Source organism: Sphingomonas alpina (assembly GCF_014490665.1).
GTDB lineage: Bacteria > Pseudomonadota > Alphaproteobacteria > Sphingomonadales > Sphingomonadaceae > Sphingomonas > Sphingomonas alpina.
The window spans coordinates 4,250,390-4,277,310 of the sequence record NZ_CP061038.1 but is presented as its reverse complement, the minus strand read 5'-3'; the positions used below and the strand labels follow the sequence as shown (position 1 = coordinate 4,277,310).

Below are 26,921 nucleotides of genomic sequence, written 5' to 3'. Positions count from 1 at the left end.
TACCAGGGGCAGGGTCAGCCATGCTCCTGAAAACAAACGCGTAATCCAGATATAGATCCAACAATAACAGGGGCGCGAAAATACAATGCCGATAACAGGGGATAACAGGGGCGAACCCCGGGCAATCAGCGGGCGTGAAAGGGCCTATTTCTCGGCCGGCCCGGTCGAATCGCGCACCACCAGCTCGAACCCGATCTCGCGCCGTTCGACCGGCGCATCCTCGCCCGCAAGCAGCAGGTCCGCCGCCTGATAGGCCATTTGCCGGGTCGGCTGGCGGATCGTGGTCAAAGGCGGCCAGACGAAACCCGCCAGCGCGGTATCGTCGAACCCGGCGACCGACAGCTGGCCGGGGACGCTGATTCCACGGCGGTGTGCGACGGTCAGCGCGCCGGCCGCCATATCGTCGCTCGACGCGAAGATCGCGCTTGGCGGCACATCCAGCGACAGCAGCATCTCGGCGGCAGCAGCGCCGGAGGCGAAGTCGTAGCTGCCCTCGACCGTCAGCGCCGGGTCGGCTGCGATACCTGCGGTCTGCAGGGCCTCAAGATAACCGTTCCGCCGCTGCGCGCTGGTCGCATAGCTAGGATGGCCGGCGATGAAACCGATGCGGCGATGGCCGAGCCCGATCAGATGCTCGGTCATCATCCGTGCCGCACCCTCATTGTCGATAAAGGTCGACGAGGTCAGGTCGACATCGCCGCCGGGTGAAATGCGCACGAAACGCACCCCGCGCCGCGCAAGCAGGTCGAGCACCGCCGGATAGTCGGTCACCGGCGGCGTCAGGATCAATCCATCCACATTGGTTGCATCGACCAGGCTCTCGACATCGTCGAGCAAGGTAACGGAGTTGCGGTCATAGGGCTGGGCGATCATCCGCACGCCGTCCGCCTCGCAGCGGTCACGGATTCCCGACTGCATTTCATAGACATAATAGGGGCTGGGATTGTCGCAGATCAGCGCGATCTGGAAGCTGCGGCGCCCGGCGAGCGAGCGCGCGGCGGTGCTGGGGCGGAAATTGAGCAGCGTGACCGCTTCCTGTACGCGCGCGCGCGTCGCCGCGCCGACATAGCGCTCATTATTGAGGACGCGCGATACCGTCTTGATCGAGACCCCCGCTTCGCGGGATACGTCCTTGATGGTCGCACGCACTTTGTCGCTCCGCGGTTTCGCTTCGCCATCGGGTGTGCCCGACCGGGCTGTCGGCGTCTATCCCCGTGCGTATCTCCGTGCGTATCTCCGTGCGTATCCTCCGGGGCCAATCGCTTGCGGCCACTGTTTTATCGATGTAATACAGTTCTCCGCCATGGTGGCGGACTGACTCGGAAACGATCGAACCAGATGCGCCCCTATCCCTTCGATCCGGCCACCGCGCCGTCCGGCAATCGCACCGCCGGCACGCCCGTGCGCGGGAACCGGTCGCCGCTCGAACTGTCCGACGGCCTGCCGCCGCCGGACGGCTATGGTGGCCAGGATCCGGGTGGCGAGGGCTATAGTTCGAACCTGCCGGTACCGTATCGGCGCTCGCGCTGGCGCTGGCCGGTGCGCATCCTGGGCGGCGGGATCATCCTGTTCGTGCTGGCGGTGATCTGGCTCGCCATCACCGCGCCCTTGTCCAAATCGCTTGAGCCGCTGACTCCGCCGAGCATCACGCTGCTGGCGGAGGACGGCACGCCGATCGCGCGGCGCGGGGCAATCATCGGCACGCCGGTCGATGCGTCGAAACTGCCTGCCAATGTCACCAACGCGTTCCTGGCGATCGAGGACCGGCGCTTCAAATCGCATTGGGGCGTCGATCCGCGCGGCATTGCGCGCGCCTTCTGGCACAACATGACGAGCGACGGCCGCAGCCAGGGCGGCAGCACCATCACGCAGCAGCTCGCCAAGAACGCGTTTCTCGATTCGGACCGCACCGCGGCGCGCAAGATCCGCGAAGTGATGATCGCCTTCTGGCTCGAGGCGTGGCTGTCGAAGAACGAGATCCTCTCGCGCTATCTGTCGAACGTCTATTTCGGCGACAATGTGTACGGCCTGCGCGCTGCCGCGAAACATTATTTCAGCCGCGCGCCGGAGGATCTGTCGATCGGCCAGGCGGCAATGCTTGCCGGGCTGGTCAAGGCGCCGTCGCGCCTCGCTCCGACAGTCAATCTCAAGGGCGCGCGCGACCGGCAGAAGCTGGTCGTCGGGGCGATGGTCGATGGCGGTTTTCTCGACAAGGCGATTGCCGCCGATGTGTCGCCGGCACGACTGTCGATGAGCACGACCAAGCAGCTGCCCGACGGCACCTATTTCGCCGACTGGGTGCTGCCCGAGGCACGCGACCGCGCCGGCGAGATCGCCACCGAAACCACGGTCAAGACGACGCTCGACCGGCGGCTGCAAAAGGCGGCCGAACGCGCGGTGCGCAGCGCCGGCCTGAAGCAGGCGCAGGTCGCGCTGGTCGCGATGCGGCCCGATGGCCGGGTGGTCGCGATGGTCGGCGGCAAATCCTATGCCGACAGCCCGTTCAACCGCGCGGTGCAGGCGCGGCGTCAACCCGGGTCCGCGTTCAAATTGTTCGTCTATCTCGCCGCGTTGCGCAGCGGCCTGACCCCGGATTCGAAGATCGAGGATGAGCCGGTGACGATCGCCGACTGGTCGCCCAAGAACAGCGATGGCCGGTACGAGGGCGAGATCACGCTGCGCCGCGCCTTTGCGAAATCGAGCAACGTCGCCGCTGCCCGGCTGATCCAGCAGGTCGGCGTGAAGAATGTCATTCGCGCCGCGCGCGACCTGGGCATCTCGACCCCGATCGCCAATGAGGCGACGATCGCGCTTGGCACCTCGACCGTGTCGCTGCTCGAACTGACCTCGGCCTATGCCGCGGTCGCGGCGCAGAATTATCCGGTTCGCGCCAGCGGGCTCGAACCGAATGGCGATCGCAGCTGGCTGGAGAGCCTGACTCAGGGCGGTCATCCGCTGACCGGCGACCTGCGCGAACAGATGCTCGATCTGCTTTCCGCCTCGGCCGAAACGGGTACCGGGCGGCAGGCGGCGCTGTCGGTCAAGACCTATGGCAAGACCGGCACGACGCAGGACAATCGCGACGCGCTGTTCGTCGGGTTCGCCGGCGACCTGGTGGTCGGTGTGTGGGTCGGAAACGACGACAACAAGCCCAATGCCGGCCTGTCGGGCGGTGGCATCCCGGCACGGATCTGGCGCGACTTCATGATGCGCGCAATCGGCGTCGGTCCGGCCGTTGCGCCGGTGACGGAAGCGGCGGACAATGAGCTCGACCCCGATGCGGAGAATTCGATCGGCCTGGAAGGGATCGATGTCCCGCTGGAAGGCGAGATCGAAGGGCTTGGTCTCAACCTGCGCGTCGGTCCCGACGGCAGCATCGAGATCAACCGCTCGAACCGCGATCGCGGCGATCGCCCGCGCCGCGAGGACCGCGCGCCGCGTGGCGACGATCCGCCACCCGACGAACCGCCGCTCGATCCGCGCTAGGATAGTTACTCGGGTTGAACCGACCCTCCATCCCCGTTCGTTTCGAGCGAAGTCGAGAAACTAGCCACAATCGCTGCGCATGGTTTCCCGACTTCGCTCCAAACGAACGGAAGGATGATAACCGCTCAATCGACACGGTTGACGAGACCCGGGCGGCGCAGCAAGGCTCTGCCCATGCGCTTCTTCTCCGACAATGCCGCCCCGGTTCATCCCGCCGTCTTCGCGGCGCTCGAACAGGCCAATACGCTCGACACCGCCTATGACGGCGATGGCTGGAGCCGCCAGCTCGACGCGCGCTTCTCCGACCTGTTCGAAGCCGACGTGCGCGCCTTATGGGTACCGACCGGCACCTCCGCCAATTGCCTCGCGCTCGCCGCGCTGTGCCCGCCCCACGGCGCTGTGGTGTGCCATCATGATGCGCATATCCAGAATGACGAAGGCGGCGCCCCTGGCTTCTACACCCATGGCGCGAAGCTGCTGCTTGGCGAGGGCGAAGGCGCGAAGCTGACGCCGGCCAGCATCGCCGCGGTGCTCGATCCGATCCGCAACGACGTCCATCAGCTCCAGGCGCATGCGATCTCGATCACCAACGCGACCGAATATGGCTGCGTCTATACCCCGAATGAAGTGGCGGCGATCGGCCATCTGGCGCGCGAACGCCGGCTCGGGTTGCATATGGACGGCGCGCGCTTCGCCAATGCCGTGGCGCATCTCGGCTGCACTCCGGCCGACCTGACCTGGCGCGCCGGGGTCGATGCGCTGAGCTTCGGCTTCGTCAAGAATGGCGGGATGAGCGCCGAGGCACTGGTCTTCTTCAAGCCCGAACTGGCCGCCGCGACGCTCTATCGCCGCAAGCGTGCCGGGCTGTTGTTGTCCAAGGGCCGCTACCTCGCCGCGCAGATCCACGCATTGCTGGACCATGATCTGTGGCTCGACAATGCCCGTGCATCGAATGCCGGGGCGACGATGCTGGCCAAGGCGGCGGGCGAGCGGCTGGTCTATCCGGTCGAGGCGAACGAAGTGTTCCTGCGCGTCACCGCCGCGGAGGCGGAAAAGCTCCGCGCCAAGGGGTTTGATTTCTACGACTGGGGCCCGGGCGAAGCGCGGCTGGTGACCTCCTGGGATCACCAGCCCGACGCCATCCGCCCGCTCGCCGAAGCGATCGCCGCGCTTTAGGTTCTCTTGGGATAAGGCCAAACCCGCTCGGGCTGAACCTGTCGAACCCTATGCGCTGCGCATGCCGTTCGACAGACTCAGGGCGAACGGATGAGGTTCGCCCTGAGCGCGAAATCTCCTACAGGCTGAAGCGCAACGTCGCCCGGATATCGCGCCCGGCGAGCGGGGCGAAATCCTTCAGGAAGCTCGCATGGCGGCGCGCATCGACATCGAAGATGTTGTTGGCGCTGATGTCGAGCGTGGTCTTGTTGTCGGCGCCGAATGGCTTGAACGACAGGGCCGCGTTGACCATCGTATAGCCCTTGGTCGGCGTCTCGAATGCGGTCACGCGGTTCTGGTCGAACACATGCTCGGCCTCGAGCCGGCCAGTGATGCGGTCCGATTGCGCCTCGATCCCGCCCAGCACGCGCGGTGCCGGGATGCGCGGAATCGGACCCTGGTCGACGATATTGGCATGGACATAATCGCCCAGCGCATCGACGTTGATCTTATAGTCGCCGATCCGCGTCAGCAGCACCGACCCCTGCGCCTCGAAGCCATAATAGCGCGCATTGGCCTGGCTGAACTGGAAGCAGGGGAATTCGACCTCGCGCCCGCTCGGCGCAGCGGCGGCTTCGCACACCGCCTGATCGACCTGGTTCTCCGAGATATAGTTGGTGAATTTATTGTAATAGGCCGACGCGTCGAAGCTGTAGCCCTCGCCATGCGCGTGCAGCGTGGCTTCCAGGCCCCAGCTCTTCTCGAGCCGGAAATCGGCGTTGCCCAGTTCATAGGCCTGGGTCCCGGCATGCCCGCCATTGGCGAACAATTCCTCCGCTGAGGGCGCGCGTTCGGTGTGCGACAGGTTGAGCCCGAAGCGGATCCCGTCGGTCAGGCCATAAGACGCGCCGATCGAGCCCGACAGCGCTTCGAAATGGCGGCTGCCGCGAAAGAAGCGCAGATCGTCCACCGGCGTGCGTGACGCGACATCGGTCAGCTCATAGCGGAGGCCACCCTCGGCCTTGAACGCGCCGAGATCGAGCTGCTGCAGCGTGAAGAAGCCGGTCTGGTTGGTTTCGTTCTTGGGCAGAAAGGCTTCTTCGCCCTTCACGTCGAAAATGCGGTTGAAGAATTGCACGCCCGATGCGCCCTTCCAGCCGCCATGATCGGCCTGGATCACTTCAAGCCGGCCTTCCAGGCCCTTGTTGTAAAAGGCAGTGCCGACCGAGCCATCCTCTTCCAGTTCGAAATGGCGATAGCTTGCCTGGCCGGCGCGGATCTTGATCTTGTCGAGGAAACCGCCGCCGGTCTCGACTTCGCCGCGCAGGTCGACGCGGTTCTGCACCACCGACAGGCGCGGCGCTTCCTGCCCCTCGCCGGGTAGCGTCGCATAGCGGATCGGCACACCGTACAGGCTGTCATAATGGCTGTAGGAAATGCCGAGATTGCCGGTGTCGGTGATGATCGTCGCGCCGGCGCCGGCGGTCCAGGTCTCGCTCGACGAATTGGGCAGCTTGCCCTTGATCGCGGCATTGGCGGCATAATCGATCGGCTCGGGATCGGCCGGGTCGACCGGCAACAGGCTGGTCGCCAGCGCTTCGCGGCGCCGCTCGGGGGTCAGGGCATATCCGCCGATGCGCAGGTCGCCGCTCTTCGAATAGGAGCCGTCGGCATGAAGTACGAGGTGCTGGCCGACCGCGACATCGCCCGCGCCGCCGATCGTGCGCTCATCGGCGGCCGAGCCATAGGTGGCGGTGCCGCTGAACCGATAGCCTTTTTCCGGCACGCTGCGTGGAATGCGCGTGTCGATGACGTTGACCACGCCGCCGACCGCCGAGGAACCGAACAGCAGCGCCGAGGGGCCGCGCAGCACTTCGATGCGTTCGGCCAGCAGCGGATCGATGATCACGGCATGGTCGACCGAGGTATTGGACACGTCGATCGATCCGATCCCGTCGGTCAGCACGCGGATGCGCTCGCCCTGGAAACCGCGCAGGATCGGGCGCGACGCGCTCGGACCGAACGAGGTCGCCGAGACACCGGGCAGCTTGGCCAGCGTTTCGCCGATCGTCGGCTTCAGGCTGCGCGTCAGTGCGTCGCCGGACAGGACCGATGTGCCCGATAGGACATCGCCTTCGCTCTGTTCGAACGGCGCGGTGATGATGATGTCGCGGCTGTCGTCATTCGTCGCTTTTGCGGGTGCGGCGGCGGTGTCGGCGGGCGTGTCCTGGGCAAGCGCCGGTTGAGCGAAGGCAAAAACGAGCGCGGGGACGGAAGCGGTGCTGGCGAGCAAAAGACGACGAATCATGAAGGCCCTTTCTTATTTGAGCGGCGCCTTAAATGTAATGGTATAAAGTCACAAGACGCTTCGTCGTTGCCTTGGCACGCTCTGGCTATGATAGGGGGCGGATCGCCGTTTCAGGAGAATCCGATGCCCCGCCTGCGCTCGTTGCTGTTCGTTCCCGGCGACCGTCCCGACCGGATGGAAAAGGCACTGGGGCTCGGTGCCGATGTGCTGATCCTCGACCTGGAGGATTCGGTCAGCCTGGCGGCCAAGCCCGGCGCGCGCACGGCGGTGGCCGAATTCCTGCGCCGGCCACGCACGGCGACGCTCTATGTCCGGGTCAATCCGCTCGACTCCGGGCTGATCGACGATGACCTGGCGGCGGTGCTGACTGCCGGTCCCGATGGGCTGTTGCTGCCCAAGGCCGAAGGCGCGGCGTCGCTTGCCGCGCTCGATGCGCGGCTGTCGGGCGAGATCGCGATCCTGCCGATTGCAACCGAGACGCCGGCGGCGATTTTTTCACTGGGCAGCTATGGCGGCGTCACATCGCGCCTCGCCGGCCTGACCTGGGGGGCGGAGGATCTGCCCGCCGCGATTGGTGCTGCGACCTCGCGTGAGGCCGATGGCAGCTATACTGCGCCATATCAGCTCGCCCGCTCGCTCACCTTGTTCGGCGCGCATGCGGCGGGCGTGCCGGCGATTGAGACGGTCTATCCCGATTTCCGCGATCTCGACGGGCTGGCTGCCTACGCCGCGCGGGCGCGGCGCGACGGTTTCACCGGCATGATGGCGATTCATCCGTCACAGGTGCCGGTGATCAATGCCGCCTTCACGCCAAGCGAGGCGGAGATTGATCACGCCCGCAGCGTCGTTGCCCTGTTCGAAGCGAATCCCGGCGCGGGGGCGCTGGCGCTCGACGGCAAGATGGTCGATGCACCGCACCTCAAATCGGCGCAGCGGCTACTCGCCGGGGTGTAATACCGACACGCCGGCGCGCCTGAGCCTGGCCCAGGCGCCGATCGCCCACCAGCCGATCGCCCATAATGTTCCGAACGCCCAGCCGCCAAGCACGTCGCTTGGCCAGTGCACGCCGAGATAGACCCGGCTCATGCCGATCGCGGTGACCAGCAGCGCCGCGACGATCAGGATATAGCGGCGCGATCCGCCCCCCGGCGCGATCTGCATGATCAGCGTGGCGATGGTCAGATAGATGATTGCGCTGTTGGCGGCATGGCCGCTCGGGAAACTCTCTGACGATACCTGGACGAGATGGTCGGTCAGGTCGGGGCGCGGGCGGCCGACCAGCGATTTGACGATCGCGACTGCGATCGACCCGCTGATCGTGCCGCCCAGCACCAGCGCGAGGGTCAGCCAGAGCCGCCGGACCGCAAGGAACCCGGCGGTGATCAATACGACCAGCACCAGCACGGTCTCGCCGCCCAGTGCGGTGACATCGATCGCTGCCTGCTTCATCCAATAGGGGCCGACCGGCACGCCATGCGCTTCGCCGTGCCGCGCAGCGAGCAGGATCGCCGAATCGAAGGCGAAGCGATGGCCGCGATCGACGAACAGGCCGATCAGCGTGACGATCAGCGCCGCCAGCGCGACCGCGCCGCCTGCCGCGAGCAGCCAGGGCGGATGCCGTACGCCACCGGGGATCTCGCCCGCGGCATCCGCGCCCTCGGCATGGAGTGGGTCTTCAGCGATCATGGAGGGGATCATGGCTGGTCTTGCGGCGATGGTCGAGGGAGGCCCGGCGACCATGATGCGGCATCGCCCGAACAATTTGGGATCGTGCGGGTATGAGCGGAATAATTCTTTTCAAATCGATTCGGTTCAAATGCAACAGGCCAAATCCCACGCGCCGATTCAGGAAATGAAAACGAGATAACGCTGCTCATCGGAATATTTTTCCGGCGCTTCCAGAAGAGCTTTTCCTTGCGTCGGGACATGAATACGCTTCCCACCCACGCCGCGACAGGTTTCGCCAGCGCTGGTCGCTATGCATCCAAACTCCTTCTTGTCGAGGGCGACATAATGGCCTGATCCGGACGCCTCCTCACATCGCAGATGGCTGTCATCGATACGATTATCCAAGATGCAGGCGCGTGCGCGATTCGCCCTGGCAAAGAGTGTGACAGGCTCCTCTCCCAGGTTAACTCTGCGACCACCCGGCTGAAGGCAGATGAAGCCGTATTTCAGCGATAAATCCAGTGAACATCCATAGGAAACAGGATCAGTCCGCCGATAGGCTCCCGTTCCTCTCGACTTTTCGCACAAAAACCCGGGGGCGCCGCTTAGCGTGCTGGAAATGCACCGTGTGCTCACCTCGGTAAAATAGCTCGCGTCGGACACTGCAGAGGAAAGTGCCGGCGCCGATCCTTTCGTTGTGGTCGGCGTCGCTGCCTTTGGTTCTGGAGAATTCTCGCCATCGTTGCCGGGAATCTTCTGCTGAGTCGGCATGTCAGCGGAATTCGGCATCTTGTTCGACCCTGTCGACAAAGCCGGCACCACGTTCTGACGTGCGATAACCAGTTGCTCGTAGGTGAACCATGTTGCGGCAATCGCCACGATCAGGGCCAGAATAGTCCAAAACCGCGTTTCTTGCGTCAACGGGCAGCCTCCGGGAACGGATACCCGCAAAAACATATACGGCGCGATCGCGGGTTGCCAGATCTTCGAGGTTGGAGAAGCAAAGACGCTGGTGACAATGCGTCGATGAGGATGGATACGATCCAGCGAATGCTAAGCGGCGATGGTGGGCCCGTCGGGATTCGAACCCGAGACCTACAGATTAAAAGTCCGTTGCTCTACCAACTGAGCTACGGGCCCCCACACATGCCGGGCAAGTGACGCGCGTTAGGGGCGCGACGCGCGCTGGTCAACCGCGCGCAAACGGTAAGCGAGCTGCCGGACGCTCAGCCCGGTGACCGGATCACGCCAATCGGCGGCGATGCGGGCGAGTGGATCGAGCACGAAGCCGCGCGCGCGAAAGCCGATATGCGGGACGGTCAGGCCGGCCTCGCCCCAGCTGCCGCCCGACCACAGGATGATGTCGAGGTCGATCACCCGCGCGCCCCAGCGCCGCCCGCGCCGCCGCCCGAAATCGCGCTCGATCGCTTTCAGCCGCGCGAGCAGGGCGGGCGGATCGTCTTTCGTCTCGACCAGTATGGCGGTGTTGGCGAAGCGCCGAATCGACGGGCCGATCGGTGCGCTGGCGATGATCGGCGCCACGGCCACCACGCCTGTCAGCGCGCCGATCGCGGCACTCACTTCCGCTTCGGGACGTCCGTGACGGCCCGGGCGGTTCGACCCGATGGAAATGGCATAAGTTGAGATCGGCACGGCAACCTGCGTATCGCGTTTCGATGAACTTCGCACCCAGTCCGATTCCGCATACCGAAGCGCCGCATGATTGCCCGCGCTGCCCGCGCCTCGTCGCCTTTCGCGACGATCTCCGCATCGAGCATCCCGACTGGTGGAATGGACCGGTCAATGCGTTCGGCGATCCCGATGCCTGGCTGGCGATCGTCGGGCTCGCACCCGGCAAGCATGGCGCCAACCGTACCGGGCGGCCCTTTACCGGCGATCAATCGGGGCCGTTGCTGTACAACACGCTGGCGAAGTTCGGGCTGGCCAGCGGCACGTACGAGGCCAGGCCCGACGATTCACTGCGGCTCGACGGCGCGATCATCATCAATGCGGTCAAATGCCTGCCGCCGCAGAACAAGCCGACGCCGGAGGAAATCCGCGCCTGCCGCCCGTTTCTCGCCGGCCAGGCCGCGGCATTGCCCAAAGCGCGCGTGTACATTGCGCTCGGCCAGATCGCGCATCAGTCGGCGGTGAAGATTCTCGGCGGCAAGCTGCCCAAATGCCGCTTCGCGCATCTCGCCGAACACCGCGTGCCCGATGGCCGCATCCTGATCGATAGCTATCATTGCTCGCGCTACAATCAGAATACCGGACGGCTGACGGCCGAGATGTTCGAGGCGGTGTTCGCGCGGGCGCTGGAATTGCGGCCGGCATGAAGAAGATCCTCTTCGTGTGCAGCCAGAACCGGCTGCGCAGCCCGACCGCGGAACAGATTTTCGCGTCGCGGCCCGACATGGAGGTCGAATCAGCCGGCACCAATCACGACGCCGACAACCCGCTCACGGCCGAGCTGGTCGAATGGGCGGACGTGATTTTCGTCATGGAGAAGACGCATCGCAACAAGCTGCAGAAGCGGTTTCGCCCGGCCCTGAAACAGGCCCGCATCATCTGCCTCGATATTCCGGACGATTATGCATTCATGCAACCGGAACTGGTGCGGCTGCTGGAGGTGAAGCTGGCGCGCTATTTTCCGGATGTGCCGACGAGCCGTTAGAGTGATTTACAGCTGAGTTGATCCACCCTCCTTCCGTTCGCCCTGAGCCTGTCGAAGGGCACGCGCAGCGCATGGACTTCGATAGCCCCGGATCCAGTCCGGAGCCGAACGGGAGGCGATACTACCCAAGTCGATATTGCTTCAGGCCGGATTGATGCCACCGCCTCGATTCAACCGGGCGGCGGCTGATGGCAGCGTTGAACCAGGCGATGCGTCACTCGCGCCCCGCCCCGCTCTTTCTCATGGTTGGTACATGAAGCTGGCTGTTACGGCACGTAACAGCGTGTGTCGTTGGCTGTTCGCTGGCTGTTATGCTGGCTGATACCTGGCTGTTATTCGATAACAGCCAGCATGTCACAAGCCTTTGATAAAAAGTGGAAATTCGGAAGAAAAATCCAACTTAACAGCCAGCAAAAAACATTTTCGGCAAGAACAGCCAGCAGAACCGGTCTGCCTAGATGTCCTGCACCAGCCGTCCGTAAAGCTCGGGCCGGCGGTCGCGGAAGAAGCCGAACGCGGCGCGGTGGCGCTTGACCCTGTCGAGGTCGATCGTCGCGGTGATCACGCCGGTTTCCTCCCGGCCCAGCTCGGCGAGAATGTCGCCGCGCTCGTCGGCAATGAAGCTGGTGCCATAGAATGTCTGGCCGTGCTCGACGCCGATGCGGTTGGCGGCGACGATCGGCACCACGTTCGACACCGCATGGCCGACCATCGCGCGACGCCACAGCCTTGCGGTATCGAGCGAGGTGTCATGCGGCTCGCTGCCGATCGCGGTCGGGTAGAACAGGATCTCTGCACCCATCAGCATCATCGCGCGGGCGGTTTCCGGGTACCATTGGTCCCAGCAGATCCCGACGCCCAGGGTGGTCGCTCTCGATTCTGCCGGCCCCGGCCAGACCTTGAAGCCGGTATTGCCGGGGCGGAAATAGAATTTCTCCTCGTAACCGGGGCCGTCGGGAATATGGCTCTTGCGATACACGCCCATGACCCGGCCGTCGGGGCCGATCATCGCCAGGCTGTTGTAATGGTGCGGGCCGTCGGCTTCGAAGAAGCTGGTCGGGATATAGACGCCGAGCTCGGCTGCGAGTTTCTGCATCGCCAGCACCGCCTTATGCTCGGCGGTAGGCTTCGCATTGGCGAACAGCCCCTCATCCTCGACGCGGCAGAAATATTCGCCCTCGAACAATTCCGGTGGCAGAATCACCTGTGCGCCTTTCGCCGCAGCCTCGCGCACGAGAGCGGAGACATGGGCGATGTTCGCGTCCATATCGTCGGTAAAGGCGGCCTGGAGCGCGGCGACGGTGATTTCGGTCATGCGCGCTACTTAGCGGTTCGGCGTTGGGTTTCAAATCGAGGGACGGAAATATGGATCGGTTTTTCGAAGCGGTGGCGCAGAAAGTGGCAAGCTGGGCGGGGCGCCCGCCCGCGTTCATGCTGGCGTTCCTGGTCGTTGCCGTGTGGGGCATCACCGGGCCGGTGTTCGCCTATTCCGACACCTGGCAGCTGGTGATCAACACCGGCACCACGATCGTCACCTTCCTGATGGTGTTCCTGATCCAGAATGCGCAGAATCGCGATGCCAGCGCGATCCAGGCCAAGCTCGATGAACTGATTCGCGCCAATACCGAGGCACGCACCGACTTTATCGGCATCGAGCATCTGACCGAAAAGGAACTGGAGAAGATCAAGGCGATGCTCGAACGCGAGTGCGGCGATAACGAGACGCATCACGAATCGATCGAACGCATGCTGGCGCGGCTATGACCGGCGGGAGCTGTCATTGCGGGACCGTCCGGTTCACCGTGCCCGCGCCGCCGGTCGAGGTGACCGAGTGCCATTGCTCGATCTGTACGAAGCTCGGCTCGCTGTGCTGCTATTATCCGCCCGACCAGTTCGCGATCACCCAGGGCGAAGCGGAATTGTCGATCTATCAATGGGGCGACCGGCTGCTCGACTTCCGCTTCTGCTCGCGGTGCAGCGCGATGATCGGCTGGCGCATCCATCCCGGCCTGGAAGAGGAATGCTACCCCGGCCGCGTCGGGGCGAAGGTCGGGGTCAATGCGCGGTTGATCGACGGCATCGACGCGCGGACCTTGCCGCGCCGGGTGATTGACGGCCCCCCGGATTAATCGGCCGGGCTGATCAGGCCGGGATCTGCTGGCTGATGCAGTGGAAGCTGCCGCCGCCGGTCAGGATATGGTCGGCATGCAGGCCGACCGTCTCGCGGTCCGGGAACAGCGCGCCGACCGCCACCACCGCCGCCGCATCGTTCGGCGCGCCATATTGCGGCACGACCACTGCCGCATTGCCGATATAGAAGTTCATGTAACTGGCCGGCACGATCTCCTCGTCGCGCAGCACCCGGCCGGGCGATGGGATCGGGACGATTTCGACCTCATGCCGCGCCGCGGCGCGCGCGGCATGCTGATAGACCAGCCAGTTGGGGTCATTGTCGGCCGCGACCGGAATGGCGAGCTTGCCCGGCGCGACGAAGCGCGCGAGATTGTCGACATGCCCGTCGGTATGGTCGTGCATCAACCCCTCGCCGAGCCAGATCACTTCCGAAAAGCCCAGATCCTCGAGCAGGCGCGCCTCGATCTCGGTTCGCGACAGGCCGGGATTGCGGTTATGGTTGAGCAGGCATTGCTCGGTCGTCACGACCATGCCGGTGCCGTCGCTGTCGATCGCGCCGCCCTCCAGGATCCAGTCGCAGCGCTCGGTACGGATGTTGCGCCGTGCCGCCAGCCGGGCGCCGATATCGTCATCGCCGGGCAGGTCGTACTTGCCGCCCCAGCCGTTGAAGCCGAAATCGCGCGCGCTGTGATCGCTGAGCACGATCGCCGCCGTGTCACGCAGCCAGATGTCGCCGAACGGCTCGACCACCACTTCGGCCACGTCCTTCGCCATGCTCCGGGCAGCGGCGGCCGCTTCCTCATCGGCTGCCACCAGGATGACGCGCTCGCCCCGGCCCTCGGCATGGACCGCGCGGGCAAAGGCGGTGACTTCCGCGCGCGCCGGTTCCAGGTCTTCGAGCCACAGCTCGGGATGGCTTGGAAAGCCGATCCATACTGCCTTGTGACGGGCCCATTCGGCGGGCTGGGTAATGCGTTTCGGCATCGGCTATCCCTTATTTCGTCGCCGCGCGGCTCTGGTCGCGAATGCTGCGGAATTCGGCGCTGGGATACCAGTTGGGCCAGCGATCGCTGTCGGCCAGGCTGTGACCGAGCCCGTAATAGATTCGCAGGTCGGACAGGGCCCCGTTCCAGTCCCATTTGGCGTCATATTCGTCCTGCGGCTTGTGGTAGCGGTTGATGATATAATCCTCGGTCGCCGCCTTGCCCGCCGCGGTGCCGCCGACCACCAGATCCTCGCCGCTCTCTCCATAGAGCATCGGCACGCCGAGCTTGGCGAAGCTGAAATGGTCGGAACGATAATAAGAGCCGCGTTCCGGATTGGCCTCGAGCGTGATGACCCGGCCCTCGGCGGCGACCATCGGCTTGACCAGATCCTCAAGTTCCGACTTGCCTGCACCGACCAGCACGAAGTCCTTCGCCTTACCGATCACGTTGAGCCCGTCCATATTGACCCCGCCGACCGTCTGGGCGAGCGGGAAGACCGGGTTCTCGGCGTAGAATTTGGATCCGAGCAGCCCCGATTCCTCGCCGGTCACGGCCAGGAACACCTGGCTGCGCCGGGCCGGGCCGGCCTTCACTGCGGCCTCGGCGAGCGCGACGAGGCCGGCGGTGCCGGAGGCATTGTCGACTGCGCCGTTGCAGATATCGTCGCCCTTGACCGCGTCGCAGCGGCCGAGATGGTCCCAATGCGCGGAGTAGAGCACGACCTCATCGGGCTTGGCAGTGCCGGGCAGAATGCCGATGACATTCTTCGATGCCTGGCGCCGGATCGTATTGGTGAAGCTGACCGATGCCTTCAAGCCAAGTGGTACCGCCTTGAAGCCCTTGATTGCGGCTGCCTTGGACAAGGTGGCGAGATCCTGGCCCGCGCTCGTGAACAAAGCCTCGGCGACCGGCTTCTGGATCCAGCCGATCGCTTCGCTCTGGTCGAGATGGTCGCCTGGCGTATCCTGTTCGAGCTGCGGCCCGGTCCAGCTCGACTGCACCACACCAAAGCCATAGGCGGCCGGTTCGGTGTCATGGACGATGATCGCCGCGGCGGCGCCCTGCCGTGCGGCTTCCTCGAACTTGTAGGTCCAGCGGCCATAATAGGTCATCGCCCGGCCACCGAAATCGCCGTCGAGCGTCATGGTCCGCCAGTCTGGATCATTGACCAGGATGACCACGGTCTTCCCCTTCACGTCCACACCGGCATAGTCGTTCCAGCCGCGCTCGGGCGCGTTGATGCCGTAACCGACAAACACCATGTCGCTGTCCTTGATCGCGACCTTCGGCACCACGCGATAGGTCCCGATCACCAGGTCGGTGCGATAGGCCGCCGATACCGGGGTCTTGCCGCCGGTGATGGTCAATGGGCTCACGTCGCTCGCGGTGATCTCGACCAGCGGCACGTCCTGATACCAGCTGCCCTTGTTGGCGGGCTTGAGCCCCGCTTTCTTGAAGCGCTCGACGATATAGGCAGTGGTCTTGTCCTCGGCCGGGGTCGCGGGCGCGCGGCCCTCGAAGGCGTCGGAGGCCAGGGTCTGCGTCACGTCCTTCAGCGTTTCGACCGATATCGCCGGCGCCGGCGTCGGCGCGTTCTTGGCGAGTGCGGGCGCGGCGACCAGCATGGCTGACACGGCCAGCGAGGAAACGAGCAGGGGCGACAGGCAGACGGAAACGCGCATGGTCATGCTCTCCGGGATATCTGGGGTTGGTCGGGCGCGTTCTGGCAGTCCGGGCGGTGCCACGCAAGACGATCGGGTCTGGCCATGATCGTTATCGCGATCGTTATTGCTCGCCCCTCGCGTACTGCTAAGCTGGGCGAATAACGCGGGGAAGCAGGGGCTTTACAACATGGTTCGCTATCTAATGGCCACGGCGGCAGCGCTTGCGCTGGCGCCTTCGGCACATGCTGCAAATGAGGCCGCGGCAAAATTCGGCGCGCGTGAGGGCGTGCTGCAGATGAGCCTCTCGCCGGACGGCACGCATGTTGCGATCATTGCGCCGGCAAAGGGGCGGGGGCGATCTTGTCGATCGCGGATCTGGTCAAGGGCGGCATGCCCAAGGCGATCCTGAATTCGAGCGGCGACCCCGATCGGTTGACGGATTGTCATTGGGCAAGCGACACGAGGCTGATCTGCCGGGTGCACATCGTCATCCCCGGCAGCCAGTCCGCCAAGGCGCTCAATTTCACTCGCCTGGTCTCGATCAACAGCGACGGCAGCGGTGTGCGGCAATTGACCGTGGATACCAATTCCCGGTCACTCGATATCATCCAGGACGGCGGCGGCGTGATCGACTGGCTTGCAGATGGCGCCAGCGGCAAGGTTCTCATGACCCGAACCTTCGTGCCGGAGGAATCCACCGGGACCCGGCTCAGCCAGGACAAGGAGGGGCTTGGGGTCGATCAGGTCGATCCGGTGTCGGGGTCCCGCCGCACCATCGTCCAGCCGAACCGGGAAGCAGTCGAATTCATCACCGATGGCCATGGCGCGGTACGGCTGATGGGCGTGCAGCCCAGGAACGATTCCGGATATGTCAGCGACCATATCGATTATGTCTACCGCCTGCCCGACAACAATAATTGGAAGCCTTTGAGCACGCTCAAGCTGAACGAGGGATCGAGCGGCGGTTTCAATCCTTACGCTGTCGATCAAGATCTCAACGTCGTGTACGGCTTCGATGGCAAGGATGGCCGGCGTGCGCTGTATAGCATCACGCTGGACGGCATGCTGAAGCGTAGCCTTGTCCTTGCGCGGCCGGACGTCGATGTCGACGGCCTGATCCGGATCGGCCGCCAGAACCGGGTGGTCGGCGCGACCTTCGTCACCGATCGCCGCGAGAGCGAGTTCTTCGATGCGGAACTGAACAAGCTGCGCCAGTCGCTCGGCAAGGCGCTGCCGGGAAAGCCGCTTGTGACGTTCATCGATGCCAGTGCCGATGAGCGCACGCTGTTGCTGTTTGCCGGCGGAGATACGGATGCCGGGCATTATTATATCTACCACAAGGATAAACGGACGCTCGAGGACGTGATGCTGGCCCGGCCGCAGCTGGAGAATGTGAAGCTCGCATCAGTCAAGTCGATCACATTCCCCGCTGCTGATGGCACGCCGATCCCGGGCTACCTCACCTTGCCGCCGGGCAGCGACGGGAAGAATATTCCGGCGATCGTCATGCCGCATGGCGGCCCCGGCGCGCGCGACGAATGGGGTTTCGACTGGCTGGCGCAATATTTCGCGGCGCGTGGGTTTGCCGTGCTCCAGCCCAATTTCCGGGGCTCGACCGGCTATGGCGATGCCTGGTTCCAGAAAAACGGCTTTCAATCGTGGCGCACCGCGATCGGGGACGTAAACGATGCCGGGCGCTGGCTGAACGCTCAGGGGATCGCGGCTTCAGGCAAGCTGGCGATCGTCGGCTGGTCCTATGGTGGTTACGCCGCGCTGCAATCGGCGGTACTCGACCCCGAATTGTTCAAGGCAATCGTCGCGATCGCGCCGGTGACCGATCTCGAGGCGTTGCGGGCGGAGGCACGCGATTTCACCAATTTCAGGCTCGTCGATGCCTTTATCGGCAAAGGTCCGCACGTGACCCAGGGGTCGCCCGCGAGCAATGCCGCGCGCATCAAGGCGCCCGTGCTGCTGTTTCATGGCGATCGCGACACCAATGTCGGTATCCGCCAGTCGAAACTGATGGTCGGTAAACTCAAGGATGCCGGCGGCAAGGTTGAACTGGTCGAATTCCGGGGACTGGATCATCAGCTTGACGACGATACGGCACGCACCGCGATGCTCGACAAGGCCGATACCTTCCTGCGCCAGTCGCTGGGGTTGTAAACGAAAAAGGGCGGCCCTGGCAGGACCGCCCTTTTTGAGTTCGTCTGGACCAAGCCTCAGCGCGAGTAGAACTCGACGACCAGGTTCGGCTCCATCTTCACCGGATAGGGCACTTCGTCGAGCGTCGGCACGCGGGTGAAGGTCACCTTGGCATTGCCGTCGGGGGCGACGTAGTCGGGAATGTCGCGCTCGGCGAGGCCCTGTGCTTCCATCACCAGCGCCATTTCCTGCGCCTTCGACCCGAGCGTGATTTCCATGCCCGGGAAGCAGCGGCGCGATGCGATGTTGCACTTCACGCCGTTGACGCGGATGTGGCCGTGCGAGACGAGCTGGCGCGCGGCGAACACGGTCGGCGCGAATTTGGCGCGATAGACGATCATGTCGAGACGCTGCTCAAGCAGGCCGATCAGGTTCTGGCCGGTATCGCCCTTCATCCGGGCCGCTTCATGATAGCAGGCGCGGAACTGCTTCTCGGTCACATCGCCATAATAGCCCTTGAGCTTCTGCTTGGCGCGCAGCTGGATGCCGAAATCGGACACCTTGCCCTTGCGGCGCTGACCGTGCTGGCCGGGGCCATATTCGCGCTTGTTGACAGGCGACTTGGGACGGCCCCAGATATTCTCGCCCATCCGGCGATCGAGCTTGTACTTTGCGCTTGAACGCTTCGACATGTGGTATTCCTTGCAAGTGCCAACAACAAGACCGGCGTCGCTGTGAAGCTAAGCTGATCGATACCCGGTCATCGCTCTGGCCGATCATGGATCGGGTCAGGGCCACCGCTTCACCGGGGTGCGGGGCCTTTTGCGAAGGCGGGCGGTTAGCGGGGGTGCGCATGAGAGTCAAGTTAAGGAGTCTCACGCTGGACAGCCGTGCGCATGCTCGCCAAGAGCATGCGCATGAACGATACCATCCTTGCCGGTGCCGACTGCACGACGATGTTTGAGGTGCGCCGTGGCGTCGATCAGGTCGATCGCGAGCTGATCGCCCTGCTCGTCCGCCGCTTCGCCTATATGGATGCCGCGGCGCGGATCAAGCCCGAGCGCAGTGCGGTACGCGACGAGCCACGCAAGGCGCAGGTGATCGCCAATGCCCGGGCGCAGGCCGAGGCGGCAGGACTTCCCGGACCGGCGATCGCCCTGCTGTGGGACAAGCTGGTTGAGACGTCGATCGCCTATGAGATGGAGGCGTTCGATCGGCGCTGATGCGCGCGACCGAACGCTTGGCCGCCCGTCAGTTGTTGGGACGAACGCCGAGTATGTCGCGACTGCGCATGATGTCGTCGGCGTTGCCGGACTGTCCATCCGACTCGCGCCATTGTGCGGCGGTCTTGCAAGTCTTCCTGGAAAGGCGCGTCGAGGTGCGGGCGTCGCTGCGGCAGATCTTGCGCTCGCTTTCCGCCTTGGCCGACTGACCGACGGTGGCTGCGGTCGGTTCGCCGTTCGTCGCGGTCTGGGCCATGGCGGGCGAAGCAAGGACAAGCGCCGAGGCGATAAGCAGTTTCATCAAACTCTCCACTTCAGAAATCGGACCGCGCCATAATGCCAATGGCCCGATCGCGAAAGGACATATCTACACCCCTGCAACAATGCCGGTTCTCGTCGGGACTCGCCGTTATGATTGAGGCGGCGGCTTCGCCTTCTTTGCGCCGGCCAAAGCGCTCAGCACGCCGCGAAAGGTTCTGACCTCCTGGCTCGACCAGCCGGGCTTGGTCAAAAGTGTTCGCAGTGTCCGCTTGGTCACGGGAGTGCGGTCGGGCGGGTAGAAGAAATGCGCCGCTTCCAGCATCGCATCGAGCTGCAGGATCATGCCTTCCAGTTCTTCGTGCGGCGCGGGGTCGGGCAGTTCGGTTTCCGGGGGCGAAGCAAGCACGGTTCCCTTCGACCATTCATACGCCACCAGGATCACCGCCTGGGCGAGGTTGAGCGAGCCGAACTCGGCGTTGATCGGCACGGTGATGATCGTGCGGGCGAGCGCGACGTCGTCGGTTTCGAGGCCTGATCGCTCCGGCCCGAACAGGATCGCCGAGCGTCCCCGTGCGGCATGGATATCGGTGGCTGCGCGTTCGGGCGTGACGACGGGCTTGGTCACGCCGCGCTTGCGCACCGTGGTCGCATAGACCTGGGCGCAATCCGCCACCGCGTCGGCGACGCTATCGAACACCTGGGCCTGTTCGAGCACGATATCGGCGCCACTCGCGGCAGGACCGGCCGACGGATTGGGCCAGCCGTCGCGCGGGGTGACGAGGCGCATCTCGGTCAGCCCGAAATTGAGCATTGCACGTGCCGCCTTGCCGATATTCTCGCCAAGCTGCGGGCGGACCAGGACGATGACGGGGGGTGGGGCCGGATCGGCGCTCACCCTTTGCCCACTTCGCTCACATTGCCGGCGAATTCCTCGAAATCGCGCGCTTCGCGGAAATCCTTATAGACACTGGCAAAGCGGATATAGGCGACCGAATCCAGGCCCTTCAGCCCTTCCATCACCATCTCGCCGATACGCTGCGAATGGACTTCATTCTCGCCCTGGGTTTCCAGCTGCCGTTGAATTCCGGAGACGAGCTTCTCGATCCGCAGTGCGTCGATCGGCCGCTTGCGTGCTGCGATCGAGACCGAGCGCAGCAGCTTTTCGCGGTCGAACGGTTCGCGCTTGTCCTCGCTTTTCAGCACATAGAGTTCGCGCAGCTGGATGCGTTCGAAGGTGGTGAAGCGCGCCGCGCACCCCTCGCACTGGCGCCGACGACGGATCGCCGCACCATCTTCGGTCGGACGGCTGTCCTTTACCTGGCTGTCTTCATGTCCACAGAATGGGCAACGCAAAAAATCAGTCCTTCGTCAGTTTCTGGAACGCGGCGACACCGGCGCCGACCATTGCCCCGGCCAGCGGGCCGATCAGCGGCACGGGCAGGGCGACGACCGCACCGATCGCCGCACCCCTGGCCATGCTGGCGCCGAGCGTGCCCGGCTGCGCATGGCGAGCCCGTGCATCGGCGGCAAAGGCGCGCGCGGCACGGATATCGTCATCGGCCGCGCCGTCCGAGACATGCGGCAGGTCCGGTCTGGCCGACGGCGCACTTTCCGCGACGGTCACGCCGCATTGTGCACAGAAGCGTGCGGTTCTGGCGATGGTCGCGTTGCACGCCCTGCACTTCATAAACTCACATTCCTTCGGGATAGATCGGGAAGCGCGCACACAATGTCAGCACGCGCTCGCGGACATTGGCCTCGACTTGCGCATCGCCGGCTTCGCCATTCTTGCGCAGGCCATCGAGTACGTCGGCGACCATATGGCCGATCTCGCGAAACTCGGCCGGGCCGAAGCCGCGCGTGGTGCCGGCGGGCGATCCGACGCGGATGCCGCTGGTCTTGGTCGGCGGCAGCGGGTCGTTCGGGATACCGTTCTTGTTGCAGGTGATGCCGGCACGCTCGAGCGCTTCGTCGGCATCCTTGCCGGTCACGCCAAGCGGCGACAGGTCGATCAGCGCAAGATGCGTATCGGTCCCGCCCGAGACGACCTCCGCGCCGCGTTCTTTCAGCGTCGCGGCGAGGATCTTGGCATTCTCGATGATCGCGGCGGCATAGAGCTTGAAGTCGGGCTGCAGCGCTTCGCCAAAGGCGACCGCCTTGGCAGCGATGACATGCATCAGCGGGCCGCCCTGCAGGCCGGGGAACACCGCCGAATTGATCTTCTTGGCGATAGCTTCGTCGTTGGTCAGTACCATGCCGCCGCGCGGCCCCGCAGCGTCTTGTGCGTGGTGGTAGTGACGACATGAGCATGCGGCAGCGGCGAGGGATGGACGCCGCCGGCAACCAGACCGGCGAAATGCGCCATATCGACCATGAAGATCGCGCCGACTTCATCGGCGATCGCGCGGAAGGTCGCAAAGTCGATTTCGCGCGGATAGGCCGACCCGCCGGCGATGATCAGCTTCGGCTTATGCTCCTGCGCGAGCGCGCGGACCTGGTCGAAATCGATCAGATGCGTGACCGGATCGACGCCGTATGCCACGGCGTTGAACCATTTGCCCGACATCGCCGCCTTGGCGCCGTGAGTCAGATGGCCGCCGGCATCGAGGCTCAGGCCCATGATCGTTTCACCGGGCTTGACCAAAGCGAGCATCACCGCGCCATTGGCCTGTGCGCCGGAATGCGGCTGGACATTGGCAAAGGCGCAGCCGAACAATTGCTTGGCGCGCTCGATCGCCAGCGTCTCGACTTCGTCCGACGGATGGCAGCCCTGATAATAGCGCTTGCCGGGATAGCCCTCGGCATATTTGTTGGTGAAGACCGAGCCCTGCGCCTGCAGCACTGCCTTGGAGACGATATTCTCCGACGCGATCAGCTCGATCTGAGTCTGTTCGCGGGTCAGCTCATGCTCGATCCCGGCAAACACCGCCGGGTCGGCATCGGCCAGGCCGCGGGTGAAGAAGCCATCGGGCTGGACATCGCTAAGAGTGCGCGGATTGGTGCTCATGCGGAATGCTCCTCGGGCTGGGGATGGCCGAGTTTTGCGACCCGGTCGGTGTGGCGGCCACCGGCGAAGCCAGTAGTCAGGAAAGCGGTGATGCAGGCCTTGGCCATGTCCTCGCCGGTCAGGCGCGCGCCGAGCGCGATGACATTGGCGTCGTTATGTTCGCGCGCGAGCGCGGCGGAGAGCGGTTCGCCGACCAGCGCGCAGCGTACCGCCGGATTGCGGTTGACTGCGATCGAGATGCCGATGCCCGACCCGCACAGCGCCACGCCGCGCTCGGCATCGCCGTTGGCGACCGCCGCGGCGAGCTTGTAGCCGAAATCAGGGTAATCGACCCGCGCATCGCTGTCGGGACCAAGGTCGATCACGTCATGCCCTTCGTCGCGCAGCCAGGCGGCAAGCATGCCCTTCAGCGCGAACGCGGCATGATCGGAAGCGATGGCAATGCGCATGAACGGTGCGCGCTCCTCTAGCGGGTGAAGCGGATGCGGCGGCTCTTACGCAAAGCGTCGCTGGAACGCCACAGCGGAAAAGCCAACCTGCCATAAACAATCGCTTATACTTCACGATCGCCGATAGAGCGGATACGCAGACCGCGCCAAGATACAGGCCTAACGCGTGCGGCGGGCGCGCATCCGGAAGAAGGGATAGCAGTGACCGAAAAGCGCGTCTGTTTCGATTTCGAGATCGATTTCTCGAATGGCGGCGGCATTCAGGGCCAGGGGTTCCGGCTCGACATCGCCGGGGACGAGATCGATGACGCCGACCTGTCGGCCTATATCATTCGCGACCTGCGGCTGCTGATGGTCGCTGAGACCCGTATCCTCAACAAGCGGATCATCGATGAATCGCACAAGCGCGGCGCCGCCGCTGCCATCGACCAGCCGCCGGGCACGCTGCGGATCGATCTCAGCCATGTCATCGAAGCGGGGATGATCACTTACAAGGGGCTTCCGGCACCGCTGATCTGCGACCATCTGTCGCGTGAGGCGTCGCGATCCAGCTATGATGCCGGCACCGAATTCCAGATCGGCCGGATCGAGATGGTCGGCAATACCGGCACCTATATGGACACGCCGTTTCATCGCTATGCCGATGGTTATGACCTGGCCGATCTTTCGCTTGATCGCATTGCCGCCTGCCCTGGGCTGATGATCGACGTGTCGGGGGCCGCCGGGCGTGCGATCGACTGGATGGCGCTTGCCGCGGATGACATTGCGGGCAAGGCAGTGCTGATCCGCACGGGCTGGGACCGGCATTGGCGTACCGATCAATATTTCGAGGGGCATCCCCATCTGACCGAGACCGCGGCGATCCATTTACGGGACCGCGGCGCCGCCATGGTCGGGATCGATTCGTTCAATATCGACGACACATCCGGAGGCACGCGTCCGGTGCACACGGTCTTGCTTGGTGCCGGCATTCCGATCATCGAGCATATGACCGGGCTCGATCGACTGCCGGCGAGCGGCTTCACCTTTTCGGCGGTGCCGCCCAAGATTCGCGCAATGGGGACTTTCCCGGTCCGCGCCTATGCGTTGGTGTAGCTGCCTGCATGTGACGGCGATTGCCCCACACCCCCGAGCCGCGCTAAGCAACTGATCTGTGACGGATTCGCCTTCAGCCGCGATCGAGCAAAAATCGGAACCTTTGCCGGCGGATCCCGCACGTGCGCGACTGATCGAGGTGCTGGTACGCACCGGCGATGAGGATCGGGCGGCGTTTCGCGATCTCTACACGCTGACATCGGCGAAACTATTTGGCGTCTGCCTCCGTATCTGCGGCGAACGGCAAGCGGCGGAAGATGTTTTGCACGACGTGTATCTGACGGTGTGGAAGCGGGCGGGCGCCTATGAGCCGAGCCGTGCAAGCCCGATCACCTGGCTGTCGACGATCGCGCGCAACCGCGCGATCGACTGGCGCCGCGCGCAGGCAGTCCGCCATTCTACCCCGATCGACGAAGCACCGCCGGTTGTCGATACGGCACCATTGGCAAGCGAGATTGTGGTCGCCGACCAGGAGGCGCATCGATTGCATCATTGCCTCGATACGCTCGAGGAGCGGCAGCGTGGTGCGATCCGCACGGCGTTCTTCGACGGCGTGACCTATGCCGACCTGGCCGAGCGCGAGCATGTGCCGCTCGGCACGATGAAGAGCTGGGTGCGGCGCGGGCTGATGAAGCTCAGGGAGTGCCTGGAACAGTGAGCGAGGATGCGATCCCGATCGGCGATGACCCCGATGTCGCAGCCGCCGAGCTGGCGCTGGGGCTGCTTGAGGGCGAGGAGCGTGCGGTCGCGCTGCGTCGCGTATTGGCCGAGCCAGGCTTCGCACAGGAGGTTGAGCGCTGGCGCCAGCATCTCGGGCAATTGTTCGATATCTGGCCGGAAGTCACCGCGCCGCCGGGCGTGATGGCGCGTCTCGACCAGACGCTGGATGGACCTGCCGCACCGCGCCTGACGGCGCTGCAGCGTACTGGCCGGTTGTGGCCGGGGATCGCGGTGGCATCGAGCCTGATCGCCGCTGGCCTGTTGCTGGTCGTGCTGATCCGGCCCGCGCCGCCAGTGCCGACCGCCGTGCCGCCCAAGCAACAGCCAGTCGCCACGGCACCGGCGCGGATGCTGGTCGCCTCGATCGATCCATCGGCCGAAGGGAAACCGGTGACTGCGGTCTATGATCCGGTCTCGGGGGGCTTGCGCCTGACCGAGTCCATGCTCGCCGACGCCAATCGCAGTGCCGAGCTATGGGTGATCGCGGGAGACGGCGTGCCGCACTCGCTTGGATTACTGCATGTCAGTGGCGGTTCGACCTTCACGGTCACCGGCGACAATCGCGTGCGGCTCGTGGCGGGCGCGACACTGGCGGTCTCGCTCGAACCGGTGGGCGGCTCGCCGAGCGGCTCGCCGACCGGACCAGTGGTTGCAAAGGGCGTCCTGTCACAGGTTTGACGGCCGCAGATTTAAAGCATCGAACGCACGATCAAACGTCCGCATGGCGGCGGATGTCATGCGGGGCTTTGCGCTGATAGCCCGGCAGCGATGGCGTTCTTCGACACCAAGAAAGAGCGCGCCGGTATAGTCCGACAAGCGGTGACCTAGCTGAGCTTGTGATATGGTTGAATCGCCTGCGGTACCCTAGCTGTGAGAGATATGGGACACCAGTAATGTCGCATATCTTTTCTCGCCGTCGCCTGAGCGATGGCTCATATATATTATATATCATATACTTAAGTTAAAAACAGGTGACCTTGACCCGCTCCAGGCGGGACAGTCAATGATTTTTGGAGCATCGGTCGTACCGATAGGCAATGGGGGCTCCGCACCAATATCGTTCTTGCGATCTCTCGATATGACTTCGCCCAGGCGATGCCCATTCGGCATGGGCGGGTCGGATCAAACGCGCAGTGCTTAAACGGTTCCGCGTTCACGTGCCGCTGCATCTAAAGGCTAGGGCGCCTCGTACCTCCAACAATGTCCGGATTCGGACTCAGCAGGAGAGTAGCTCATGACCCCCATATTCCGCGCGTCGATCATTGCCGTGGCCCTGGTCGCCGGCGGTGCCGCGCTCGCCAGTCCGAAGAACCCGATGGTCGGCGGTGCCGCAATGTATCCGACCAAAAACATCGTAGAGAATGCCGTCAATTCGAAAGATCACACGACGCTGGTTGCCGCGGTCAAGGCCGCCGGCCTGGTGGAAACCTTGTCAGGGCCTGGACCCTTCACCGTCTTCGCGCCGACCAATGCCGCATTCGCGAAGCTGCCGGCGGGCACGGTCGAAACGTTGATCAAGCCCGAGAGCAAGGGGACGCTGACCAATATCCTGACCTACCATGTCGTGCCCGGCAAGATCAGCGCAGCAATGATTGCCGCCAACGCCAAGGCACATAACGGCGTTGCGACCTATGCCACGGTGCAGGGCGGCACGCTCAGCTTCATGAAATCCGGTCACGGATGGGCCATCAAGGATGCCAAGGGCGGCATGGCGAAAATCACCATTGCCGACGTCAATCAGTCGAATGGCGTGATCCACGTCATCGACACGGTGTTGATGCCGTAAGAAGCTCGCAAGAAAATTTGCAAAAAATCGAGAAAAATTACGTGCGGCATGCATCCGATTACGGTGTGGTGCGTATGTACCTCGGTCTTTCCCCCAAGCGGAAGACGTGTACGGGCGCCGGTCCCCCCCTCCAAAACGGCGCCTTGGCGTAGAAAAGGCCT

General features: G+C 64.1%; 27 protein-coding genes, 1 tRNA gene and 1 pseudogene. 13 read left to right on the top strand and 16 right to left on the bottom strand.

The window, feature by feature from the left end:
- Positions 1–144: 144 nt before the first annotated feature.
- A complete protein-coding gene (locus H3Z74_RS19835) occupies positions 145–1,149 on the bottom strand; it encodes a LacI family DNA-binding transcriptional regulator (RefSeq protein ID WP_187761253.1) in 1,005 nt (334 codons plus the stop codon).
- Positions 1,150–1,338: 189 nt separating this feature from the next.
- Here H3Z74_RS19835 and H3Z74_RS19830 point away from each other — a divergent pair, with 189 nt between their 5' ends.
- Positions 1,339–3,486, top strand: a complete 2,148-nt coding sequence (locus H3Z74_RS19830) for a transglycosylase domain-containing protein (RefSeq protein ID WP_187761252.1) — start codon at positions 1,339–1,341, stop codon at positions 3,484–3,486.
- A 174-nt stretch (positions 3,487–3,660) separates the two neighbouring features.
- Complete coding sequence (locus H3Z74_RS19825; protein ID WP_187761251.1) at positions 3,661–4,662, top strand: threonine aldolase family protein; 1,002 nt, start codon at positions 3,661–3,663, stop codon at positions 4,660–4,662.
- A gap of 118 nt (positions 4,663–4,780) precedes the next feature.
- Here the strand turns inward: H3Z74_RS19825 and H3Z74_RS19820 are convergent, their stop codons facing one another.
- Complete coding sequence (locus H3Z74_RS19820) at positions 4,781–6,949, bottom strand: TonB-dependent receptor (protein WP_187761250.1); 2,169 nt, start codon at positions 6,947–6,949, stop codon at positions 4,781–4,783.
- Positions 6,950–7,072: 123 nt separating this feature from the next.
- On the opposite strand from H3Z74_RS19820, the gene H3Z74_RS19815 reads away from it, so the two are divergent.
- The gene (locus tag H3Z74_RS19815; RefSeq protein ID WP_187761249.1) at positions 7,073–7,903 is read left to right on the top strand and encodes an HpcH/HpaI aldolase/citrate lyase family protein; all 831 of its coding nucleotides are present in this window, start codon (positions 7,073–7,075) and stop codon (positions 7,901–7,903) included.
- On the opposite strand, the gene H3Z74_RS19810 is transcribed toward H3Z74_RS19815, so the two are convergent.
- From H3Z74_RS19810 to folK, 4 genes are all read right to left on the bottom strand, one after another.
- Complete coding sequence (locus H3Z74_RS19810) at positions 7,886–8,635, bottom strand: phosphatase PAP2 family protein (RefSeq protein ID WP_187761248.1); 750 nt, start codon at positions 8,633–8,635, stop codon at positions 7,886–7,888. The genes H3Z74_RS19815 and H3Z74_RS19810 overlap by 18 nt on opposite strands.
- 159 nt (positions 8,636–8,794) lie before the next feature.
- On the bottom strand, positions 8,795–9,538 hold the full coding sequence (locus H3Z74_RS19805; protein WP_187761247.1) for a hypothetical protein: 744 nt from the start codon (positions 9,536–9,538) through the stop codon (positions 8,795–8,797).
- A gap of 143 nt (positions 9,539–9,681) precedes the next feature.
- Positions 9,682–9,757: transfer RNA gene (locus H3Z74_RS19800), tRNA-Lys, on the bottom strand.
- Between the two features lie 27 nt (positions 9,758–9,784).
- A complete protein-coding gene (gene folK / locus H3Z74_RS19795) occupies positions 9,785–10,270 on the bottom strand; it encodes a 2-amino-4-hydroxy-6-hydroxymethyldihydropteridine diphosphokinase (protein ID WP_187764429.1) in 486 nt (161 codons plus the stop codon).
- A gap of 23 nt (positions 10,271–10,293) precedes the next feature.
- Here folK and H3Z74_RS19790 point away from each other — a divergent pair, with 23 nt between their 5' ends.
- Together H3Z74_RS19790 and H3Z74_RS19785 are read left to right on the top strand one after the other, a co-directional pair.
- Positions 10,294–10,953: a uracil-DNA glycosylase gene (locus H3Z74_RS19790; protein WP_187761246.1), complete on the top strand. Its 660-nt coding sequence runs from the start codon at positions 10,294–10,296 to the stop codon at positions 10,951–10,953.
- Entirely contained in the window at positions 10,950–11,291 is a 342-nt protein-coding gene (locus H3Z74_RS19785; RefSeq protein ID WP_187761245.1) for a low molecular weight protein tyrosine phosphatase family protein, read from the top strand. The genes H3Z74_RS19790 and H3Z74_RS19785 overlap by 4 nt, the downstream gene beginning before the upstream one ends.
- Before the next feature lie 454 nt (positions 11,292–11,745).
- On the opposite strand, the gene aguB is transcribed toward H3Z74_RS19785, so the two are convergent.
- Complete coding sequence (gene aguB, locus H3Z74_RS19780; protein WP_187761244.1) at positions 11,746–12,606, bottom strand: N-carbamoylputrescine amidase; 861 nt, start codon at positions 12,604–12,606, stop codon at positions 11,746–11,748.
- Positions 12,607–12,656: 50 nt separating this feature from the next.
- Here aguB and H3Z74_RS19775 point away from each other — a divergent pair, with 50 nt between their 5' ends.
- Entirely contained in the window at positions 12,657–13,055 is a 399-nt protein-coding gene (locus tag H3Z74_RS19775; protein ID WP_187761243.1) for a low affinity iron permease family protein, read from the top strand.
- Positions 13,052–13,420 (top strand): GFA family protein, encoded by a 369-nt coding sequence (locus H3Z74_RS19770; protein WP_187761242.1) that lies wholly within the window; start codon positions 13,052–13,054, stop codon positions 13,418–13,420. The genes H3Z74_RS19775 and H3Z74_RS19770 overlap by 4 nt, the downstream gene beginning before the upstream one ends.
- Before the next feature lie 13 nt (positions 13,421–13,433).
- Here the strand turns inward: H3Z74_RS19770 and H3Z74_RS19765 are convergent, their stop codons facing one another.
- Positions 13,434–14,408 (bottom strand): agmatine deiminase family protein, encoded by a 975-nt coding sequence (locus tag H3Z74_RS19765; protein ID WP_187761241.1) that lies wholly within the window; start codon positions 14,406–14,408, stop codon positions 13,434–13,436.
- A gap of 10 nt (positions 14,409–14,418) precedes the next feature.
- On the bottom strand, positions 14,419–16,035 hold the full coding sequence (locus tag H3Z74_RS19760; protein WP_390901785.1) for a M28 family metallopeptidase: 1,617 nt from the start codon (positions 16,033–16,035) through the stop codon (positions 14,419–14,421).
- Positions 16,036–16,434: 399 nt separating this feature from the next.
- Here H3Z74_RS19760 and H3Z74_RS19755 point away from each other — a divergent pair, with 399 nt between their 5' ends.
- Positions 16,435–18,240, top strand: a complete 1,806-nt coding sequence (locus tag H3Z74_RS19755; protein ID WP_229726697.1) for an alpha/beta hydrolase family protein — start codon at positions 16,435–16,437, stop codon at positions 18,238–18,240.
- Positions 18,241–18,296: 56 nt separating this feature from the next.
- Here H3Z74_RS19755 and rpsD read toward each other — a convergent pair whose 3' ends face one another.
- The gene (rpsD, locus tag H3Z74_RS19750) at positions 18,297–18,911 is read right to left on the bottom strand and encodes a 30S ribosomal protein S4 (RefSeq protein ID WP_187761239.1); all 615 of its coding nucleotides are present in this window, start codon (positions 18,909–18,911) and stop codon (positions 18,297–18,299) included.
- A 225-nt stretch (positions 18,912–19,136) separates the two neighbouring features.
- On the opposite strand from rpsD, the gene H3Z74_RS19745 reads away from it, so the two are divergent.
- Entirely contained in the window at positions 19,137–19,442 is a 306-nt protein-coding gene (locus H3Z74_RS19745; protein WP_187761238.1) for a chorismate mutase, read from the top strand.
- Positions 19,443–19,470: 28 nt separating this feature from the next.
- Here H3Z74_RS19745 and H3Z74_RS19740 read toward each other — a convergent pair whose 3' ends face one another.
- The 6 genes and pseudogenes from H3Z74_RS19740 to rpiB form a co-directional block, all read right to left on the bottom strand.
- Positions 19,471–19,743 carry a hypothetical protein gene (locus tag H3Z74_RS19740; protein ID WP_187761237.1) on the bottom strand — a complete coding sequence of 91 codons (273 nt, stop codon included), beginning with the start codon at positions 19,741–19,743 and terminating at the stop codon, positions 19,471–19,473.
- Between the two features lie 108 nt (positions 19,744–19,851).
- The gene (locus tag H3Z74_RS19735; protein WP_187761236.1) at positions 19,852–20,598 is read right to left on the bottom strand and encodes an RNA methyltransferase; all 747 of its coding nucleotides are present in this window, start codon (positions 20,596–20,598) and stop codon (positions 19,852–19,854) included.
- Entirely contained in the window at positions 20,595–21,056 is a 462-nt protein-coding gene (gene nrdR / locus H3Z74_RS19730) for a transcriptional regulator NrdR (protein ID WP_187761235.1), read from the bottom strand. The genes H3Z74_RS19735 and nrdR overlap by 4 nt, the downstream gene beginning before the upstream one ends.
- A gap of 4 nt (positions 21,057–21,060) precedes the next feature.
- Positions 21,061–21,327 (bottom strand): hypothetical protein, encoded by a 267-nt coding sequence (locus tag H3Z74_RS19725; protein WP_229726696.1) that lies wholly within the window; start codon positions 21,325–21,327, stop codon positions 21,061–21,063.
- Between the two features lie 67 nt (positions 21,328–21,394).
- Positions 21,395–22,710, bottom strand: a pseudogene (gene glyA, locus H3Z74_RS19720) (serine hydroxymethyltransferase).
- Positions 22,707–23,159, bottom strand: a complete 453-nt coding sequence (gene rpiB / locus H3Z74_RS19715; RefSeq protein WP_187761234.1) for a ribose 5-phosphate isomerase B — start codon at positions 23,157–23,159, stop codon at positions 22,707–22,709. The pseudogene glyA and the gene rpiB overlap by 4 nt, the downstream one beginning before the upstream one ends.
- A gap of 201 nt (positions 23,160–23,360) precedes the next feature.
- On the opposite strand from rpiB, the gene H3Z74_RS19710 reads away from it, so the two are divergent.
- The 4 genes from H3Z74_RS19710 (at position 23,361) to H3Z74_RS19695 (ending at position 26,760) form a co-directional block, all read left to right on the top strand.
- Complete coding sequence (locus tag H3Z74_RS19710) at positions 23,361–24,254, top strand: cyclase family protein (protein WP_187761233.1); 894 nt, start codon at positions 23,361–23,363, stop codon at positions 24,252–24,254.
- A 103-nt stretch (positions 24,255–24,357) separates the two neighbouring features.
- Positions 24,358–24,912 carry a sigma-70 family RNA polymerase sigma factor gene (locus H3Z74_RS19705; protein WP_229726695.1) on the top strand — a complete coding sequence of 185 codons (555 nt, stop codon included), beginning with the start codon at positions 24,358–24,360 and terminating at the stop codon, positions 24,910–24,912.
- A complete protein-coding gene (locus tag H3Z74_RS19700; RefSeq protein ID WP_187761232.1) occupies positions 24,909–25,652 on the top strand; it encodes an anti-sigma factor in 744 nt (247 codons plus the stop codon). Before H3Z74_RS19705 ends, H3Z74_RS19700 begins: the two co-directional genes overlap by 4 nt.
- Positions 25,653–26,208: 556 nt before the next feature.
- Positions 26,209–26,760: a fasciclin domain-containing protein gene (locus H3Z74_RS19695; RefSeq protein ID WP_187761231.1), complete on the top strand. Its 552-nt coding sequence runs from the start codon at positions 26,209–26,211 to the stop codon at positions 26,758–26,760.
- Positions 26,761–26,921 lie beyond the last annotated feature (161 nt).